At 51.2% G+C, this 17,206-nt stretch carries 13 protein-coding genes; 7 read left to right on the forward strand and 6 right to left on the reverse strand.

From position 1 onward, the window contains the following. Positions 1-11 precede the first annotated feature (11 nt). Complete coding sequence (locus C173_RS19415) at positions 12-2,294, forward strand: hypothetical protein (protein ID WP_036727547.1); 2,283 nt, start codon at positions 12-14, stop codon at positions 2,292-2,294. A 16-nt stretch (positions 2,295-2,310) separates the two neighbouring features. Then, complete coding sequence (locus tag C173_RS19420) at positions 2,311-6,186, forward strand: hypothetical protein (RefSeq protein WP_036727549.1); 3,876 nt, start codon at positions 2,311-2,313, stop codon at positions 6,184-6,186. A 78-nt stretch (positions 6,187-6,264) separates the two neighbouring features. Here the strand turns inward: C173_RS19420 and C173_RS19425 are convergent, their stop codons facing one another. Beyond that, on the reverse strand, positions 6,265-6,909 hold the full coding sequence (locus tag C173_RS19425) for a hypothetical protein (protein ID WP_200869573.1): 645 nt from the start codon (positions 6,907-6,909) through the stop codon (positions 6,265-6,267). Between the two features lie 318 nt (positions 6,910-7,227). Between C173_RS19425 and tkt the strand changes: the two genes are divergently transcribed. Both tkt and ppnP read left to right on the forward strand, forming a co-directional pair. After that, positions 7,228-9,276, forward strand: a complete 2,049-nt coding sequence (gene tkt, locus C173_RS19430; RefSeq protein ID WP_036727551.1) for a transketolase — start codon at positions 7,228-7,230, stop codon at positions 9,274-9,276. 35 nt (positions 9,277-9,311) lie between these two features. Further along, entirely contained in the window at positions 9,312-9,629 is a 318-nt protein-coding gene (gene ppnP / locus C173_RS19435; protein WP_036727552.1) for a pyrimidine/purine nucleoside phosphorylase, read from the forward strand. 81 nt (positions 9,630-9,710) lie between these two features. Here ppnP and C173_RS19440 read toward each other — a convergent pair whose 3' ends face one another. The 5 genes from C173_RS19440 to C173_RS19460 all read right to left on the reverse strand — a co-directional run bounded on the left by C173_RS19440 (position 9,711) and on the right by C173_RS19460 (position 14,141). Next, positions 9,711-10,502 carry an ABC transporter permease gene (locus C173_RS19440; protein WP_036727554.1) on the reverse strand — a complete coding sequence of 264 codons (792 nt, stop codon included), beginning with the start codon at positions 10,500-10,502 and terminating at the stop codon, positions 9,711-9,713. A 9-nt stretch (positions 10,503-10,511) separates the two neighbouring features. Then, complete coding sequence (locus C173_RS19445; RefSeq protein ID WP_036727555.1) at positions 10,512-11,342, reverse strand: ABC transporter permease; 831 nt, start codon at positions 11,340-11,342, stop codon at positions 10,512-10,514. A gap of 27 nt (positions 11,343-11,369) precedes the next feature. After that, positions 11,370-12,185, reverse strand: a complete 816-nt coding sequence (locus C173_RS19450) for an ABC transporter ATP-binding protein (RefSeq protein WP_235191955.1) — start codon at positions 12,183-12,185, stop codon at positions 11,370-11,372. A 490-nt stretch (positions 12,186-12,675) separates the two neighbouring features. After that, positions 12,676-13,167: a GNAT family N-acetyltransferase gene (locus C173_RS19455; RefSeq protein WP_036727557.1), complete on the reverse strand. Its 492-nt coding sequence runs from the start codon at positions 13,165-13,167 to the stop codon at positions 12,676-12,678. Positions 13,168-13,241: 74 nt separating this feature from the next. Beyond that, positions 13,242-14,141, reverse strand: a complete 900-nt coding sequence (locus tag C173_RS19460; RefSeq protein WP_327196471.1) for an NAD(P)-dependent oxidoreductase — start codon at positions 14,139-14,141, stop codon at positions 13,242-13,244. Positions 14,142-14,401: 260 nt separating this feature from the next. On the opposite strand from C173_RS19460, the gene C173_RS19465 reads away from it, so the two are divergent. The 3 genes from C173_RS19465 to C173_RS19475 all read left to right on the forward strand — a co-directional run bounded on the left by C173_RS19465 (position 14,402) and on the right by C173_RS19475 (position 17,101). After that, a complete protein-coding gene (locus tag C173_RS19465) occupies positions 14,402-15,757 on the forward strand; it encodes a glucose-6-phosphate isomerase (protein WP_036700477.1) in 1,356 nt (451 codons plus the stop codon). A 126-nt stretch (positions 15,758-15,883) separates the two neighbouring features. After that, positions 15,884-16,516, forward strand: coding sequence for a YigZ family protein (locus C173_RS19470; RefSeq protein ID WP_036727560.1), 633 nt, complete (start codon positions 15,884-15,886; stop codon positions 16,514-16,516). A gap of 3 nt (positions 16,517-16,519) precedes the next feature. Further along, positions 16,520-17,101 carry a TetR/AcrR family transcriptional regulator gene (locus C173_RS19475; RefSeq protein WP_036727562.1) on the forward strand — a complete coding sequence of 194 codons (582 nt, stop codon included), beginning with the start codon at positions 16,520-16,522 and terminating at the stop codon, positions 17,099-17,101. Positions 17,102-17,206 lie beyond the last annotated feature (105 nt).

Here is a 17,206-nt window from a genome sequence, read left to right on the forward strand (position 1 = left end):
GGATAAAGAAAATGAGAACTAAACAACTTTGGATTGCCGCAATGGTTATCCTGTTAGCTTTTGGGTTACTTGTGCCAACTCTCACCTATTCTGCAGAGAGTACAGGGGCTAAGCAAGGCAGCGTCAGCATACCGGTGACAACCGGGTTAACCGGCTCAGGAAATAGTGCCAAGACGTTTTATCTGGATCTGCCCAGCGGGGTCACCGGCCCTGCGATTAAATCAGGGACATTGAAATATTTAGGAAATAACAGTACTGTAGGAGCGATTACCATTGAGAACGGGAAGATCAAGGTCACGCTGAAGGGAAATGTGAAGGATGAGACCTTTCCTGTGGTGGGAAAAGATGGACTGTTTACAAAGCCCTTTTTGAGCACCCCCGGAAACTCCATCTGGCGCTATGCTGATGGGCGGCGCTGGCAAATCAACGATTACAAAGAGGACAAGGGCTACAATGTAAGCTACAACAAAAACGCAGACGATTACGGAACGCCATCTGCAATACCACCTAAAACAACGGTTTCAACGAAGTCGGACCCCGTGAATCCTAGTGCAGCAACCTGGTATAAGCTGGATCAAACTCCGGTTCCATCTAGTAGTGTGATTCAATCTAGCATTAAGCTTAATCAGGGTGATCTTATAGGCGATACTGGAAACGTCAGTGTTAAGAACGGTAAATTCGTGATTACATATACAGTTCCTTCTAAACTCTTTGAGCCTGAGCAAGTATCAGGTAGCTTTCCTAAAGGACAGTGGGTAGAGGGGCGGCTCTATTATGTGACCCTCCCATACTACTTCGATGCTGAAGCCAAAGTCACATCCTACAGCTACGCCGGTTCGGTCACCTTTGATTATTCCCCACCCGACCAAGCTACGCTAAACGGAACGGCCACGCTGGAGAAGCCGAGTCCAAACCCAATCAAGCTGGAAGGCAGCAAGGTCGATGTGAAGATCGACGTTAAAGGCGAGCTGCTGGGTTACACAAATTCCTCTAACATCGAAGAATGGGTATTCTATGCCAAGGAAAAAGACGGTTCAGCCAAGGCTGACATGAAGAAAGATTACGGAAAAACACTCACCACATCGAAAAGCTTTGACTTTCAGATCCCGGCCAGCCGGGTGACCAGTGACAGCTTCAAGCAGGATTACGCGCTGACGGTAATCATTCGGTTCAAGAATCCGGTCATTACGAAGACGGGGACGATAACGTCCCTGGAGCAGAAAATGGAAGTCTCGGCCGGGGTGTACAAGAAGGACAATCCGGTCAGCTATCCATCCGTACCGAACAAGCCGACCAAGCCCGAGGGCAAGCCACCGATTGCCCGGATCAGCGCACCCAAGTATGTCAAAGCCGGGTCTGACATGATGGTATATGGAGGAAATTCCTCCGACCCGGACGGGTATATCACCGATTATGCCTGGGGAACTCCTGGAGCAGAAGGCGGGATTGAAAATACGGCCAGAGGTTATGTCTGGTACACACGGGATAAGGTCGGTCAGACATTCCCCATCAGTCTTACTGTGGTCGATAATGACGGGCTGATCGGGAGCACCAGTACCGAGGTAACGGTCATTGAACCGATTCCATCCGCAACATTGGAGATCACCGGATCGCTGAAGCAGAACCGGAAAACCACGCTCACCAACAGCAGCACAAGCCCGACACGATTCCCGATCATTAAGTCTAAAACTCAGGTCACGATCAGCGCAGTCAGCGGCGGGACTAATGCAGATATCAAATACAGCGGCAGTCTGGCCGAGCTGGAGAGCAAGGACGTTCTCTTCCGGAAGCCAGGGAAATACAAAGCAAATATTCATGTTGAGAATACAGCCGGCTATGGTGCAGATGGGGAAATCACGTTCGATATTGCACCGGACGAAGTCCCAAGTGTTTATTTTGACGTTGCCCAAAAAATGTATCGGGACCCGGAGAAGGGGAATAGAGCGATCATCCAAATTACGGACAGATCCTTTTCCACAGACAAGGATACCCTGAACCGGCGGATCTGGGAGTATCGGTACGACTCCAATAATGACGGTCGGTTTACCGATGAGAATTGGGAGATCTTCAATAATGGAAATGAGATTAATCCTAAGCTGGAATTGACTCAGGTGGGGAGATACGAGATCCGGTTGACGGTCTTTGAAGAGTTTGGTCAACCGACCATTGAGGATTACGTGACGGAGGCGGACCGGCGTTCTGCAGATTCGTATACCGATCCGATCAAACAAGCGCTGGTGGAGCGGACGGTAGAAATAGATAACCGCGCGCCAGAAGTCGATTGGGACTTGTAGGGGAGGAAGGCAGACATTGAAGAGATTCAAGAGAAGTATCATTTTGCTTATGGCCTACTTGCTGCTCATTCCCGCACTGCCGCAGCCAGTTGTCGAAATGACGAGACTGGCCAGTACGGTGCAGGCGGCAGAGGACAATTTCATTTATTACCGGGATATTGTCTTTGAAGCTGGGCGAGGGGGACATGCCAATCAGGATGATAAGGTTGTCATTGATTTCCCTGCTCTGAAGGTAACCAATCTTAAATTTAATAAAACGACCAAAAGAATGACCTATGATATTGTTCCAGGCTCTAACTTGCATGTCACCTATACAACGGGAAGACCTGATTGGGGCGGATATACGGAGCCCATGGAAATCGAAATGTGTAGTTCCATTTATACCAAAGAGGCGTACCAGTATGAATTAAACAGAAATGCTTATGGTGATGATAATAACTGGAGCTGTAATGATCCTAGAACACCTGACTTTTATGGTCAGTATTATAACTGGTCAGCAGATTGGGGAAAGTTACACACCAATGCAGTAGCATCTCAAGGATATTATATGCCTGCTGTTATTGATGTAGATATGTCCAACATACGGAACTTGATGGCGAACACCTATCCGAATGAGTATGCACAAGGATATAACTATTATCAGCCAAGTGATTACACGCCAGGACTAGATAAAGATCCAGAAATGTTCCGCATTCGAGTGTTGGCTTGGACGAAAACCTATTGGTGGTCGCCGTACATGACTAGAGTAGCTCAATTGATACCCAATTATGCCCCTAGCCTGTCCGTAGGAACAGCAAATGGAATTACCCTGGTTAATGCCGCAGGCTTAAGCGGAATCAATATCGAGGGGTATGTCAGCGATCCAGATAACGAGGACGTTACCGTCACCGCCGAGATCCCTGGTGTCTTCTACAAGAAGACGGTGGTGCCTCAAGCCAAGCTGTCCAAACTATTCAATATCCCACTGGACGTGCTGGAAGACTCGATCCCGCCGGGGACCTACACCGTGAACATCACAGCCTCCGACCCGTCAGGAATGACCGCGAAGGCGACGCTTACGATTAATGTAAAACAGCAGATGCGGAACAAGTCCTTTGTCTTGATCAATACCCCTGTAGAAACCAGAACGAAATTCTTTGACTCGGAATGGGACCCTAAACGGGAAGAACGGTACCGGTTCGATCATGATCCGTATTTCTTTGACAATTCGATGGGGATCATTTGGGATTCTGGATTATGGCGAAGTTCACCCTATACGACTTTCCCGTATAGCGGGTCCTACGTGGCCACGTTCCAGGGGCGTGACAATCCCAAGGATGACGACCGGTTCGACGTGTACCGGAAATGGAGCCGAAATAACCTGTCTTCGATGACGTTCCATGTGCACCGCAAGCCAATTGCGCTATTCAGTGCCCGGCTGTCAGGCGGATGGCTGCAGATCACGGACAGCTCCTACGATTTGGATCATGTCACCGCCTCCAATAAAGGGATCATGGATTGGCAATGGCAATACAAGAAGACGGAAGGGCAAGTCTGGACCGATGGATATCCGCCGGCACAGCTACCGACCAATGACCAATATGATATCCGGCTAAGAGTGCGGGACATCGATGGCGAGAACGGGGTTGGCGTCTGGAGTGATTGGTCGCAGCAAACGGTAGGGGCGGCCGGCAACCTGCCGCCGGTAGCGCTGTTCACCGTAGAGCCCAACATCGTATCGTATCGTAAGGCGACCACCATCACAGACAAGTCTTTCGACCCGGACAATGATCAACTGGATCTGTACAGCTGGACAGTGATTAAGGATGGCTGGCAACAGGTCTGGAGCCATTGGGCCGGAGCGGCGGTGCCGCCGAATATCGCTGCCTACGGCGTGGGGACATATCAATTGACGCTTCAGGTCCATGATAACCGCGGCCTATGGTCACAGCCCTACAGCCAAACGGTACAAGTTATAAACCATCCCCCAGCAGCTGCCTTCAATATGCCGGTGGAAGTGTACCGGGATACGGTCATTACCATGGAGAATCTGACACCGGACCCGGATGAGGATGGAGATGGGCTAAGTTATGCCTGGAACACTCGCATCAATAACAGCCCATATTATTACGCTGGGGGTAACCGAAACCAGGTGATGACCATGCGGGACCTGATCGCACGTAGCGGCATATCACAGCAACAAGCCATTTCAGATGGCTGGGAAATGCGCCTGACCGCCTCTGACGGATCGCTTTCCTCGAATGCGACACGGATGTTCAAGGTCCTCAACCATGTCCCTACGGCCGCCATTAATGGTCCTGCAACGGCGTATCAGTTCGATACGAAGCTGTATACATCGTCAGATCATGATGATGATCCATCGGATATCGCCAGTCTTCAATATTTTTGGAAGGTGACAGATAGCGACAGCACCACCAAATTATATAAGACGCCGAGCATCGAAATCAGCTTCCCGGAACCGGGGATATACACCCTTGAACATTGGGCAGTGGACCAGATTGGGGCGAAGTCAAATATTGAGTCACTCAAAGTGAATGTAATCAAAAACGAAGCCCCGTCCATGACAATCACTTCTCCTCCGGGTACAACCGCGAGCCCAACGGTCCTGGATGCAGAGAAGCAGGGGGACCCGTTGATTCAGTGGACCTACTCCGATCCGGAGAATGATCCTCAGGAAAAGTACAGGCTTGAATTTTTCACCAAAGAAGGGCTATTGGAGAAAACGGTAGAGAATACAGATGGCAGCGGATCGATTCGTCAGTATCAAGTTCCAAACCCAACATTCAATCGCTTCGAGTACTTCACGGTATTGGGGCGGGCGTATTCCAAGGGCTCCTGGTCCGAGGTATCAAACGAAAAAGCCTTCATCATCGACAATCCGCCCCAGCCGGGGTTCACCCTCATTACGGATACCGGAAAGGATGCCACCAAAGTAGCGATCTACCGGACGGATGTGCTTAATATCAAGAGCACGGCAACAGATGAGGATATTCCGAAAGGAGACACCATAAGTCATCAATATTTCTTGAAACCGGCGGCTGGTGTAGAGGGGCTTGTGAGCACAGAAGGCGATTTTAACAAAAAGTTTACTTCAAACGGTGTTTTTACGTATCGGCAGCTCGTTACGGACTCCCTGGGACTGTTCAGAGAGCTGTCCCATAGCATTACCGTGTTGAACCGGTTACCCAAGGTCTCAATTACCTATCCGACAAGTGATAGCCCCAACAAGCCAACGATTGCCAGCACACTGACGCCGATCATCAAGTGGGATTACCAGGATGAGGACGGGGATCAGCAGCAGCGCTTCCGGGTGCGGATAATTAATCTGGCCACAGGTGCGATTAGGGTGCAGTCCGGTGACCAGGTATCCAGTTCAAAACAATGGAAGGTACCGGATGGAGCCTTAGCAGAGTACGAAAAATATGCTGTAGAAGTTGAGGTCTTCGATGGATTTGATTGGAGTGTTGTATCCGCAAGAAAGTACTTTATGGTTAACCTGCTTAGCATCAAGGGGGCTGTCCGTCATACAGAGGAGTGGAATGGCAATCGTCAGGCGTACAATCTGAAGCAGAGCGGCTCGCCTGAAAGTCCGCGGGGGTATAGTGTCTATTGGGCTGGCGAGAAATTTGTGCTGCAGGGGACAGCTACCGGACTACCGGATACCGTGCAAGTCACAATGACTGGAGGATACACGGCGGCGCTGAGTCCGACCGGGAGTGATAAGACCGTATGGACGGGTGAGCTGGCCGACCCATCGTTCGAACAGCTGCCGGATGGTCCGGTTACTTTTACCTTTACCGCAACCAATGAGTATCAGACCAAGGTGGATACAGTGGCGGTAACGATTCTCGGAGATTGGACAGAATATTATCAGAGCCATCGTGTAAAATAACGCGGGACGCAATCCTTATGCCTTATGTGCTACTATGATTTTGTTTTACTTGGCATCAAGCGGGCGGAGGGTGATCGTTCAGACGATTCCCTCGGTCCGTTCTTCATGCAGCCGCAGTCTAGGAGCCGCAAAATCTGCCGGATTAGTAGTTTGGGGGTTATGTAGACTGGAACCTCTGAGGTCGGCAGAATGACTCCGGTCCATATAGCAGGAGAGTTTGCCGCTGAATATTTTGTGGGCACACAGGGATGAAGCGAAATCCTCCGGAGTGACGAAGCAGGAGGGCTTGGCTACCGGATGAACAGTAGTTTCCTCCAATACAGAGGCTACGAACTGGGAGCAGAAAAAAGCATTCTCCCGGTCAATCCGGATGTTCAACAGCACACCGACCAGACCAAGCAGGTGATATTTATAACGCTCCTGATTCTGCATCATACCCTGGACATGGTTATACATAGTATTGTACTCTTCCTCACTGACTCTGAGCTGGTAGATGGCACAGTCTGCACTGTTGTAGAACGGATGGATGAAGTTCTCATGGATAAGTCCGGCAATAAACGGGTTGTACACTTTTTTTCGGCCGAAGCTGTAGACCTCACGCAGCTCACTGTCAAAAGCAATCGAGGCATGATTCAGCTCCGCTTTGGTGAACCATTTAATAATTCCGCTGAAGGCCGTGCCTGTTCCGGTCAGCACAATATAAATGTCTCTGTTTGCAGTCATCTTCTGAATTCCTTTCTGCTGGAAATTATGGATAATCCGGCTAAAATTCCGCTGTGGTACTTCCATCTTACTGTATAAATCCGCTTTGTAAAACAAACTTTAGTCTTAATTAGAAACTAGACTTAAGGCTAAGTTTCCGGATTCCCATCCGTATCTCCAAAAAGAACCTCCTGAAGCACCGTGAATCTGGCACAGGCGTGCATAGACCCGGCAGAAGCCGCTAAATATAAGCTGCAGCAAAAACAATTGGAAATGCTTCCACTTCCGTGATACAATAATAGTCAAAATGACATTCTTGATTCGAGGAGGATTATTGTAATGACTGAACAAGCAAAAGATCAAGCCATTCATAAAGAAGAAAACTCAACGGTGGACAACCTGGCCATCACTACAATCCGTACACTTGCCATTGATGCCATTGAAAAGGCAAACTCCGGACATCCGGGTATGCCGATGGGCTCCGCTCCTATGGGATACCAATTGTTCGCCAAGACAATGAATCATAACCCGGACCACCCGACTTGGGTCAACCGTGACCGTTTTGTGTTGTCTGCCGGACATGGCTCCATGCTCCTCTATAGCCTGCTGCACCTCAGCGGCTATGATCTGCCTATGGAAGAATTGAAGCAGTTCCGCCAATGGGGCAGCTTAACTCCGGGACATCCGGAAGTCGGCCACACTGCCGGTGTAGATGCGACAACCGGTCCGCTTGGACAAGGTATCGGTATGGCTGTAGGTATGGCAATGGCTGAAGCGCAGCTGGGTGCGACTTACAATAAAGATGAACATAACGTGATTGACCATTATACGTACGCCATCTGCGGCGACGGTGATTTGATGGAAGGGATCTCTTCCGAGTCTGCTTCACTTGCCGGACACCTGAAGCTGGGCAAGCTGATTGTAATGTACGATTCGAATGATATCTCCCTAGACGGCAAGCTCAACCTTGCATTCTCCGAGAATGTTGCTAAGCGTTTTGAAGCTTACGGCTGGCAGGTTCTGCGTGTAGAAGACGGTAACGATCTTCCTGCACTGGCTAAGGCTCTTGAAGAGGCTCAAGCAGACAGCAGCAAACCGACGCTGATCGAAGTGAAGACAGTCATCGGCTACGGCAGCCCGAACAAGCAAGGTAAAGGCGGCCACGGCGGTACCCACGGCTCCCCGCTGGGTGCTGATGAAACGAAGCTGACGAAGGAATACTACAAATGGGTATATGAAGAAGATTTCTATGTACCGGATGAAGTCCGTGCCAGCTTCGCTGAAGTGAAGGCCAAAGGAATCGCCGCTAACAAAGCATGGGATGAGAAATTTGCAGCCTACAAAAAAGCATACCCAGAGCTTGCTGCACAGCTCGAAACTGCACTAAGCGGTGAGCTTCCTGCAGGCTGGGATGCTAATCTGCCATTCTACAAAGCAGAAGACAAAGCTGTATCTACCCGTGTGGCTTCCGGTAATGCACTGAACGGCTTGACTGGCGGTATCCCGCAGCTGGTTGGAGGTTCAGCCGATCTGGAGAGCTCGACCATGACGCACTTGAACGGCCTGTCCCAATTCACCTCCGAATCCTATGACGGCCGTAATATCTACTTCGGCGTACGTGAATTCGGAATGGCTGCAGCTATGAACGGGATTGCACTGCACACCGGTCTTAAGGTATTCGGCGGTACGTTCTTCGTCTTCACAGATTACCTGCGTCCGGCTGTCCGTCTGGCTTCCATCATGAAGCTGCCGGTAACCTATGTGCTTACCCATGACAGTATCGCTGTCGGTGAAGACGGTCCTACCCATGAGCCGATTGAACAGCTTGCTTCCCTGCGTATCATTCCGGGTCTTACGGTCATTCGTCCGGCTGATGCCAACGAAACCTCTGCAGCTTGGGCATACGCTATGGAGAATACCGCCAATCCGGTAGCACTGGTCCTGACCCGTCAGAACCTGCCGATCCTGGCTGGAACCGTAGACGGTGTACGCGATAACATCAAACGTGGCGGGTATGTGGTCTCTGATTCCAAGAACGGCACTCCACAGGCACAGATCATTGCTACAGGCTCTGAAGTACAGCTGGCGGTTAAGGCTCAGGCTGCGCTTGCCGAAGAAGGCATTGATGTTCGTGTCATCAGCTTGCCGAGCTGGGATCTGTTCGAGAAGCAGGATAAAGCATACCGCGATTCCGTTATCCTGCCTGAAGTGAAAGCCCGTCTGGCTATCGAAATGGCGCAAACCTTCGGCTGGGAACGTTATACAGGCGACCAGGGCGACATTCTGGGAATCACTACCTTTGGCGCTTCCGCTCCTGGCGACACCGTAATCAGAGAATATGGCTTCACTGTAGAAAATGTAGTCAGCCGCGTAAAAGCGCTGCTATAATAGACGGATCTAACGACAAAGGGGAGAATAAGCACATGAGCCAGTTCACCAACGCGACAATTCAAAAAGCAGCCAATATTTATTACGACGGAAAAGTGACCAGCCGTACAGTTACACTGGAAGACGGCACTAAGGTGACACTCGGCATTATGCTGCCTGGCGTATACGAATTCGGCACCGACGGCCCCGAGACGATGGAGATTCTCTCCGGCAAGCTCAAGGTGCTGCTTCCCGGCACTGAAGTGTGGAAGGACATTGACGGAGCGGAAACCTTCCATGTTCCCGGCAACTCCAAGTTTGCCCTGGAAGTATTCGCATTAACTGATTATTGCTGTTCTTACCCGATTGTGTAAAAGAAAGTGGTAGAAAAAAAGCACCCCTGGAAGATTCATGGTCCCGGGGTGCTTTTTTTGTGTTGTCAGCTTCAGCGGAGCTCAGCTCCCCGTGCTTTTGTAATGCCTCACGCCTATGCGCCATACCAGCAGAGACACTCCGAGGAAGGCAGCTCCAGAGGGAAGCGAGAGGAAGCCCAGCCAGCGGGGATAATCCCAGCCGCAGACGGTGGCCGCCGGATAGAAGCTGATGAACAGCATTGGGAGCACAAAGCTGAACACGGATTTTAGCATTCGCGGCAAATAGGGCTCTGGGCAGCGGGTAATCTGGTAGCTGGCGTTAGTCAGCAGAAAGATCCAGTCCAGCCCTTTGATAGTGAAAAAAGCAAGACCTGAGGTTAGCACGAACACTCCGCAGTACATCAGACAGCCTCCGGCCAGCGCCATCGCCAGAATGCCGAGTCTGCCGGGCGTCAAGGGAACGCCGAGCTGTCCCAGCGCCCAGCCCGCAGCACAGATCCCTGTAAACGGCCGGACCAGCCGGTGCAGATGGAATCTGGAAGCGGCGACCTGCACGAACAGGGACCGCGGGCGGAGCAGCAGCCGGTCGAAATCGCCGGAGCGCAGCAGATGCCACGGGAAATAATCAAAGCCGCGGCATACGCTCTCGGCAAGTCCGAAGGAAGCCACCGCCAGCGAGTACACCAGAATGATATGGGCGACGGTCCATTCGCCGATATTGCCAAAGCGGGAGAACAGCAGGACAGTGGCTATGGGATCGGAGATCACCACAGTAAGCACCTGAATCAGCATCAGCCACCAGCCCTTATATTCCATGCCGGACAGCAGATGCATCCGCAAGTATTTGCAATAAATTTTACCTTCAGCAAGCATACGTTACTCTCACCCTCCCTGGACGATAATGCTGTGTAATCTGCGTTTCATGATCATCCGGCCCGCCGCGATAAAGATAAGGCTCCAGAGGAGCTGTAAGCCGATGCCGGGCAATGCGGCGGCAGGAGCCACGCTGCCTATATATAGCTGCAGAGGGATGTCGGCGAATCCGCCAAACGGCTGCAGGTACAGGAAGGTCTGCATGAAATCAGGCCAGAGCCGCAGGGGGAGGTAGGTGCCGGACAATATGCCGCTTAGCAGTAGAAGCATATAGGTCGGTCCGTCCCCCCAAGTGATATTCAGCCGGATCGCAGTCACAAGCATAGCGAAGGCTGAGCACAGCACAAACGCCATAACCGCCGACAGAAGGAAATAGAATAGTGCAGGCAATGAGGCAGGGCCCCCTAGGGCATACCCGGCAGGCATCAGGAGCCCGGCGAGTACGGTGGCCAGCCCCCTGATCCAACTGGTGCCGAGCTTGCCGGCCGAGCTTTTAACAAACCAGTGGGTGTACAGGTTCATGGGCCGGCACAGCTCGATACCGACGTCGCCGTTGTTGATTTTGCCCATAATTTCGCTGTCGATGTTCATACTCTGGAGTACAAACAGCCCCTGAGCCAGCCAAACATAGGATATGGTCTGAGGGAGGCTGAGTCCGTTATTGTTCCAGGAGCCATTCTCGCTGTATGTATAGAACACGGTGAACAGCACACATTCTATAAGCGCCCAAAACACACCGACCATCGTGCCAGATATGGCGGACACCCGGTACTGGAGCCCTTCTGCCATGCGGATTCGGAAGAGGGAGCTGCAGGCCCGCCATGTATTTCTAAAGTTCATTGTGCACCTCCTGATGGGTGGATGGGCTTAACCCAAAGCCAAGTCATTGTACATAGCAGCAATCATCGCATCCGTGTTCACTTTCATGACGACCTCCGGCGCATATTTCTGCTGCAGACCTGAGAGCTGCCCGTCATAGAGCAGTTGGCCGTGCCCGATCACCATGACCCGCTCGCATAATGCCTCAATATCGTCCATATCGTGTGTGGTCAGCAGCATCGTAATCCCGTACTTACGGTTCTCTTCCTTCAGAAAATTGCGCAGCGCGAGCTTGGATACCGCATCAAGTCCAATGGTTGGCTCATCCAGAAAGAGAAGCTTCGGCCGGTGCAGCAGCGCTGCTACCAGCTCACAGCGCATCCGCTGTCCGAGCGAAAGCTGTCTCACCGGGGTCCTTAAGAGCGCTTCCACACCAAGTGTTGCCGATAACTCGGATAATCTTAAGCGGTAGTCGCCTGGAGGAATGGCATAAATATCCTTCAGCACGTCAAAAGAGTCTGCCACCGGAACATCCCACCATAACTGTGAGCGCTGGCCAAACACGACGCCGATCCGGGATACATGCTCTACGCGGTGCTTCCATGGAATCTTGCCCAAGATAGTGCATTCTCCGCTGTCGGGTGTCAGGATGCCGCTCATTACCTTGACGGAGGTGGATTTGCCGGCGCCGTTCGGGCCAATGTAACCTACCAGTTCACCCTCTTCAATATCAAAGCTTATGCCGCCGAGTGCGTCCACCTGGGTAACATTCCGCATAAACGCTCCTCTCAGCAGTCCCCATTTTCCTTCGGGCCGTTTGTACACCTTGAAGCTTTTACGGATATCTCTCAGTCTAATTTGCATATCAGTCGCCTCCTTCGCGCAGAAGATCATATCATCAGGGGAGGAGAGGGGGACAGCCGCGTCGGGCGCCTTCTGGATCCTTGCTGCCAGGCTGACAGGGGGAGAATCATTTATTTTCTTCATTTTCCATAAAAATGCTTGTTATGTTGACATTTCTGTGCTATATTAATTTTATAGTTAACGCAAGGAAAACGTATGTTTTTTTGTACATATACTGTAAAATAAACTTCCCGTACCGGTGATTAAATCACCGGTATTTTTGCGTTCTCACTCCTGACAAGAAGGCCATGCTCGCATAGTAAAAGGGCGCAGCCGATACTGCCTGGCTGCGCCCTGATTACGAGTTACATATGCAGAAAAGGTGCCCTGGAATTCCAGGGCACCTTTTCTATGGGATGCGGGCAGAATGTATGCGGAAAACCGAACACAATAGGCTGCGCATCGGCACATGGTCCATTATCATGGTACGCTCGGTAAAGTGATTCTGCTCTTAGCGGCCTGCCTCTGCCAGCGGACCTGTACGCTCATATTCCCATATGCTCTCGCTGCTCCCCGCATCATAGATCTCTCCGGTACGGATGAAGCCGTGCTTCTCATAGAAGTGATGGTTCCGGACGGCCCACGAGGGAGTATCCAGCGTCCAGCGCTTGGCAGCAGGATACTGTACAAATAAGAAATGCAAAGCTTCATGCCCGAACCCTTGGTTCTGATATAAGGGATCGATAAAAATCCGGCCCAGATGACATTCCTCTTCTGTGGGCGACGGGAAAATTATCATCCCGCCGACAATTCCACCGTCTTTTAGAAGCTTGTAGTAATGGCCCTGCTGCATTTGTTCCGCCTGCCAGGGCACCGAATCATAACCGGGAGGGCCATCCTCCTCTTTATCCTGATATCGGCGGGCATCATCATCGAAGGTTCTTTTTTGTACATTCGCCAACATGGCCGCATCTTGTGGCCGGGCGAGTTCAAAGGTCAGCATTGAAACTTCCTCCCCTGTTTACAATAGTGTGTGAAACACCATCATAAACAGATTCTGGAAAATCCGCCGTTACATTAGTTACCTTCGCCGATCTTCCGGCCGATCCAGTCTTCGTAGGATTTGACCACAGCAGACAGGTCCTCGTCGCCGTAGCCGTGGTTGAAGCCTGCCTGGAACATGCTCTTGGCTACGCCGAGCATAGGGGAAGGGACGCCAGTGGAATCACTGAGCGAGGACGCCAGCTTGAGATCCTTGAGCATCAGGGCAAGGGAGAACTGGTTGCTGAAGTCGTTATCAATGATCTTCTGGCCCTTCAGCTCGGCCTGCTTGCTGCCTGCTGATCCGTTCTTCACCAGCTCCAGGAACTTATCTGCGGGTACCCCGGACTTCACCGCAATGGAGAAGCCCTCGGCGAGCGCGACATTGTGAATGCCGACCATGGCATTGTGAGCCAGCTTGGCTACAGCGCCGCTGCCGTTAGCGCCCATATGCAGCAGCAGACGGCCCATGGAGTCGAAGAGATCCCGGTGCTTCTCAATCACTTCGGCATGTCCGCCGACCATGAAGACCAGTGTGCCGTCGATAGCTGCCGGCTTGCTGCCGGTTACAGGGGCATCAAGGAAGCTGCCGCCCCGTGCTTCAACTTCAGCAGCGATCTCCTTTGCAAGGCCGGGGGAGATGGTGCTGGAATCGATTACGGTTGTTCCCGGCTGAAGGGTGGCGAGAATGCCATGGTCACCGTGGAAGACTTCACGGATCGAATCATCGTTGCTGATCATGGTAATAATAACATCCTTGCCTTCCGCTGCTGCCTGCGGTGTGGCGGCTGTCTTCGCACCTTCCTGTTCCAATGGTTTGCATTTCTCTGCTGTACGGTTATACACCGTAACCTCAAAGCCGCTTCGCAGCAGGTTCGACGCCATAGGTGCTCCCATTGTTCCGAGTCCGATAAAGCCGATGTGCTTCATTTCAATTCCACCTTTGCTTTCCTGAGATCATATTATAGAAACTAAGTTTGCCTTCATTCTATCAGAAGGTTACAGCCTGTTCCACAGAACAGGTCTGCTTATCTGCTTAGTAACCGCTTTCAGCTATTTTTTCATAAACAGGGTTCGGAAAGCCGGGGATATGCCTTAAGACCTTGCCAGTCAAGGCAAATTAAAGTATTCTAGATTATAATGTTGCAACACACGGTGTCAAATCTAAAGAGATAAACAGGAGGCTACCATTACCGATGTCCAAGAAGATTAATTTTGACTACACCAAAGCCCTTTCCTTCTTCAGCCAGACCGAGATCGACTACTTCGCCGCTCCGGTGAAGCTGGCCCACGAACAATTGCATAACAAGAGCGGAGCAGGCTCCGATTACCTGGGCTGGATTGATCTTCCTACAGCTTATGACAAGGAAGAGTTCGCCCGTATTCAGCAGGCCGCCAAGAAGATTCAGAGTGATTCCGAAGTGCTGATCGTGATTGGTATCGGCGGCTCTTATCTGGGGGCACGCGCAGCTATCGAGGCGCTTTCGCATTCCTTCTACAATAACCTGTCCAAGGACAAGCGCAAGACACCGGAGGTTTATTTTGCCGGTAATAACATCAGCTCTACCTACATCACGCATCTGCTTGACCTGGTAGAAGGCAAAGACTTCTCCGTGAACGTAATCTCCAAATCCGGTACAACTACCGAGCCTGCTATTGCTTTCCGTATCTTCCGTGCAGCACTGGAGAAGAAATACGGTAAGGAAGAAGCACGCAAACGGATCTACGCTACAACAGACAAGGAGAAGGGCGCACTCAAGAAGCTGGCTAACGAAGAAGGCTATGAGTCGTTCATCATCCCTGATGATGTAGGCGGACGTTATTCCGTACTGACACCGGTAGGCCTTCTGCCTATCGCCGTAGCGGGAATTAACATTGAAGAAATGATGCAAGGGGCCGCAGCCGCAGCCGATGAGTTCAACAATCCCGATGTGGCTACGAACCAGAGCTATCAATATGCTGCAGTACGTAACGCGCTCTACCGCAAAGGCAAGACGACAGAAATCCTCGTGAACTACGAGCCGTCCCTGCACTTTGTCTCTGAATGGTGGAAGCAGCTGTACGGCGAAAGCGAAGGCAAGGACTTCAAGGGAATCTATCCGTCCTCGGTGGACTTCTCGACAGATCTGCACTCCATGGGCCAATTCATTCAGGAGGGTAACCGCAACATTTTCGAGACGGTTATTCAAGTGGAGAAGGTACAGCATCATGTAACGATCGAGAATGATCCGGATGATCTGGACGGCCTCAACTTCCTGACCGGCCAGACGATGGACTTCGTTAATAAGAAGGCATTCCAGGGAACTATGCTGGCGCATACCGATGGACAGGTGCCGAACCTGATCGTTACCATTCCTGACCAAACGCCGTATACTTTCGGCTATCTGGTGTACTTCTTCGAGAAGGCTTGCGGGATCAGCGGATACCTGCTGGGTGTGAATCCGTTCGACCAGCCGGGTGTTGAAGCCTATAAGAAGAACATGTTCGCACTGCTGGGCAAACCAGGCTACGAGAAAGAAAAGGCAGAACTGGAAGCAAGACTTACCGAATAGTCCCACTCTAACCGCAGATCATTCATAGTAAAGTAAGTCATCAGGGAGCAGTCCATAGGTAACCACTACCAGGGCTGCTCCTAATATATATCAAGTCATCACATGCAAAGTAAGGAATGGACAACAATGCTGGAACAATACAGGACGGTACGTACCCCCGGCTCGCGGGAGGTCGTAATCCGTAAATCACGCTTCATCGGGCATGTTATGCCGGTGGAGAACGAGGAAGAAGCTGTGCAATTTATCGATTCGATCAAGAAGCAGCACTGGAATGCTACGCATAACTGCTCTGCTTATATGATCGGGGAGAGGGATGAGATCCAGAGACAGTCGGATGACGGGGAACCGAGTGGAACGGCCGGGAAACCGATTTTGGAAGTAATCCGCAGCCAACAGGTGAAGAATGTCGCTATTGTAGTTACCCGTTATTTCGGAGGCATTATGCTGGGTGCAGGCGGGCTGATTCGGGCCTATACCGATGGCGCTGTACTGGCGCTGGAAGCCGGAGAGGTCATTACACGTGTGCTGAGACGGGAGGTATTCGTGGAAATCGAGTACACTTGGCTGGGCAAGGTGGAGAATGCACTGCGAAGCCGGAATATTCAGACCGGAGAGACTTTGTTTACGGATAAAGTTACACTGCTGTGTCTTCCGCGCAATGATGAAGGTGACGCATTTATCGCATGGATAACCGATCTTACGGAGGGGCAATCCCTCGTTACGGAAGGGCGGCGGCTTTACTACAGCGAAGGGGAATAGATTATGGCAAGAAGAGCAGTGGAACAGGAGTTGTCGAGAGAAAGAATTCTGGAGGCGGCGAGGCATCTTTTCATCACCAAAGGGTACCGTGCCATTTCGATGCGCAGCATTGGTCAGCACCTGGGTTACAGCCACGGCTCCCTGTATTACCATTTCAAAGAGAAGGCCGAACTCTTCTACGCTATTGTTGTTGAGGATTTCAATCATGTGGCTTCGCTGCTGAATCAAGCGATGACCTCTCCGCCTGAAGAGGGAATGACCCGGGTGGAGCAGCTGATTATGGAGTTCATCCGGTTCGGGCTGAACCATCCGTATCAGTATGAGATCATGTTCATGATCCGCGACGAAGAGCTGCTGGCGTATTGCCGGGCAGAACAGGGCCGATGTTTCGAGTTATTCGCAAGCATAGTCCGCCGTCATATGAAGGAAGAGGGATATGTATCGGAGGACTGGCAGAACGTGCCGTTGACCTTATTCTTATCGGCTCACGGATTCATTTCGTATTATATTCAGGATAAAGTGTTGTTTGAAGATGTGAAGCAAGCCGCCCTGACACATGTCAAGGTATTAAGCCGCAGTTTATAATAAGCTGTTTTTTTTAACAGCTCGTACTTTAGAGCGTTGCATTGGTATAACTTTGCATGGTGAAAGTGTTACAGGAACTATAAATTGTATAGAGAGCAGCTTCGC

Origin of the sequence: Paenibacillus sp. FSL R7-277, from assembly GCF_000517965.1 — a bacterium.
Classification (GTDB): domain Bacteria; phylum Bacillota; class Bacilli; order Paenibacillales; family Paenibacillaceae; genus Paenibacillus_AQ; species Paenibacillus_AQ silagei.

Bases quoted from the DNA above. Each gene is read 5' to 3' on its own strand.
- C173_RS19450 (WP_235191955.1), bottom strand. From the start codon at position 12,185: ATGCAAATTAGACTGAGAGATATCCGTAAAAGCTTCAAGGTGTACAAA.
- C173_RS19470 (WP_036727560.1), top strand. From the start codon at position 15,884: ATGCTGGAACAATACAGGACGGTACGTACCCCCGGCTCGCGGGAGGTC.
- C173_RS19465 (WP_036700477.1), top strand. From the start codon at position 14,402: ATGTCCAAGAAGATTAATTTTGACTACACCAAAGCCCTTTCCTTCTTC.
- C173_RS19455 (WP_036727557.1), bottom strand. From the start codon at position 13,167: ATGCTGACCTTTGAACTCGCCCGGCCACAAGATGCGGCCATGTTGGCG.
- tkt (WP_036727551.1), top strand. From the start codon at position 7,228: ATGACTGAACAAGCAAAAGATCAAGCCATTCATAAAGAAGAAAACTCA.
- C173_RS19415 (WP_036727547.1), top strand. From the start codon at position 12: ATGAGAACTAAACAACTTTGGATTGCCGCAATGGTTATCCTGTTAGCT.
- C173_RS19440 (WP_036727554.1), bottom strand. From the start codon at position 10,502: ATGCTTGCTGAAGGTAAAATTTATTGCAAATACTTGCGGATGCATCTG.
- C173_RS19425 (WP_200869573.1), bottom strand. From the start codon at position 6,909: ATGACTGCAAACAGAGACATTTATATTGTGCTGACCGGAACAGGCACG.
- ppnP (WP_036727552.1), top strand. From the start codon at position 9,312: ATGAGCCAGTTCACCAACGCGACAATTCAAAAAGCAGCCAATATTTAT.
- C173_RS19475 (WP_036727562.1), top strand. From the start codon at position 16,520: ATGGCAAGAAGAGCAGTGGAACAGGAGTTGTCGAGAGAAAGAATTCTG.
- C173_RS19445 (WP_036727555.1), bottom strand. From the start codon at position 11,342: ATGAACTTTAGAAATACATGGCGGGCCTGCAGCTCCCTCTTCCGAATC.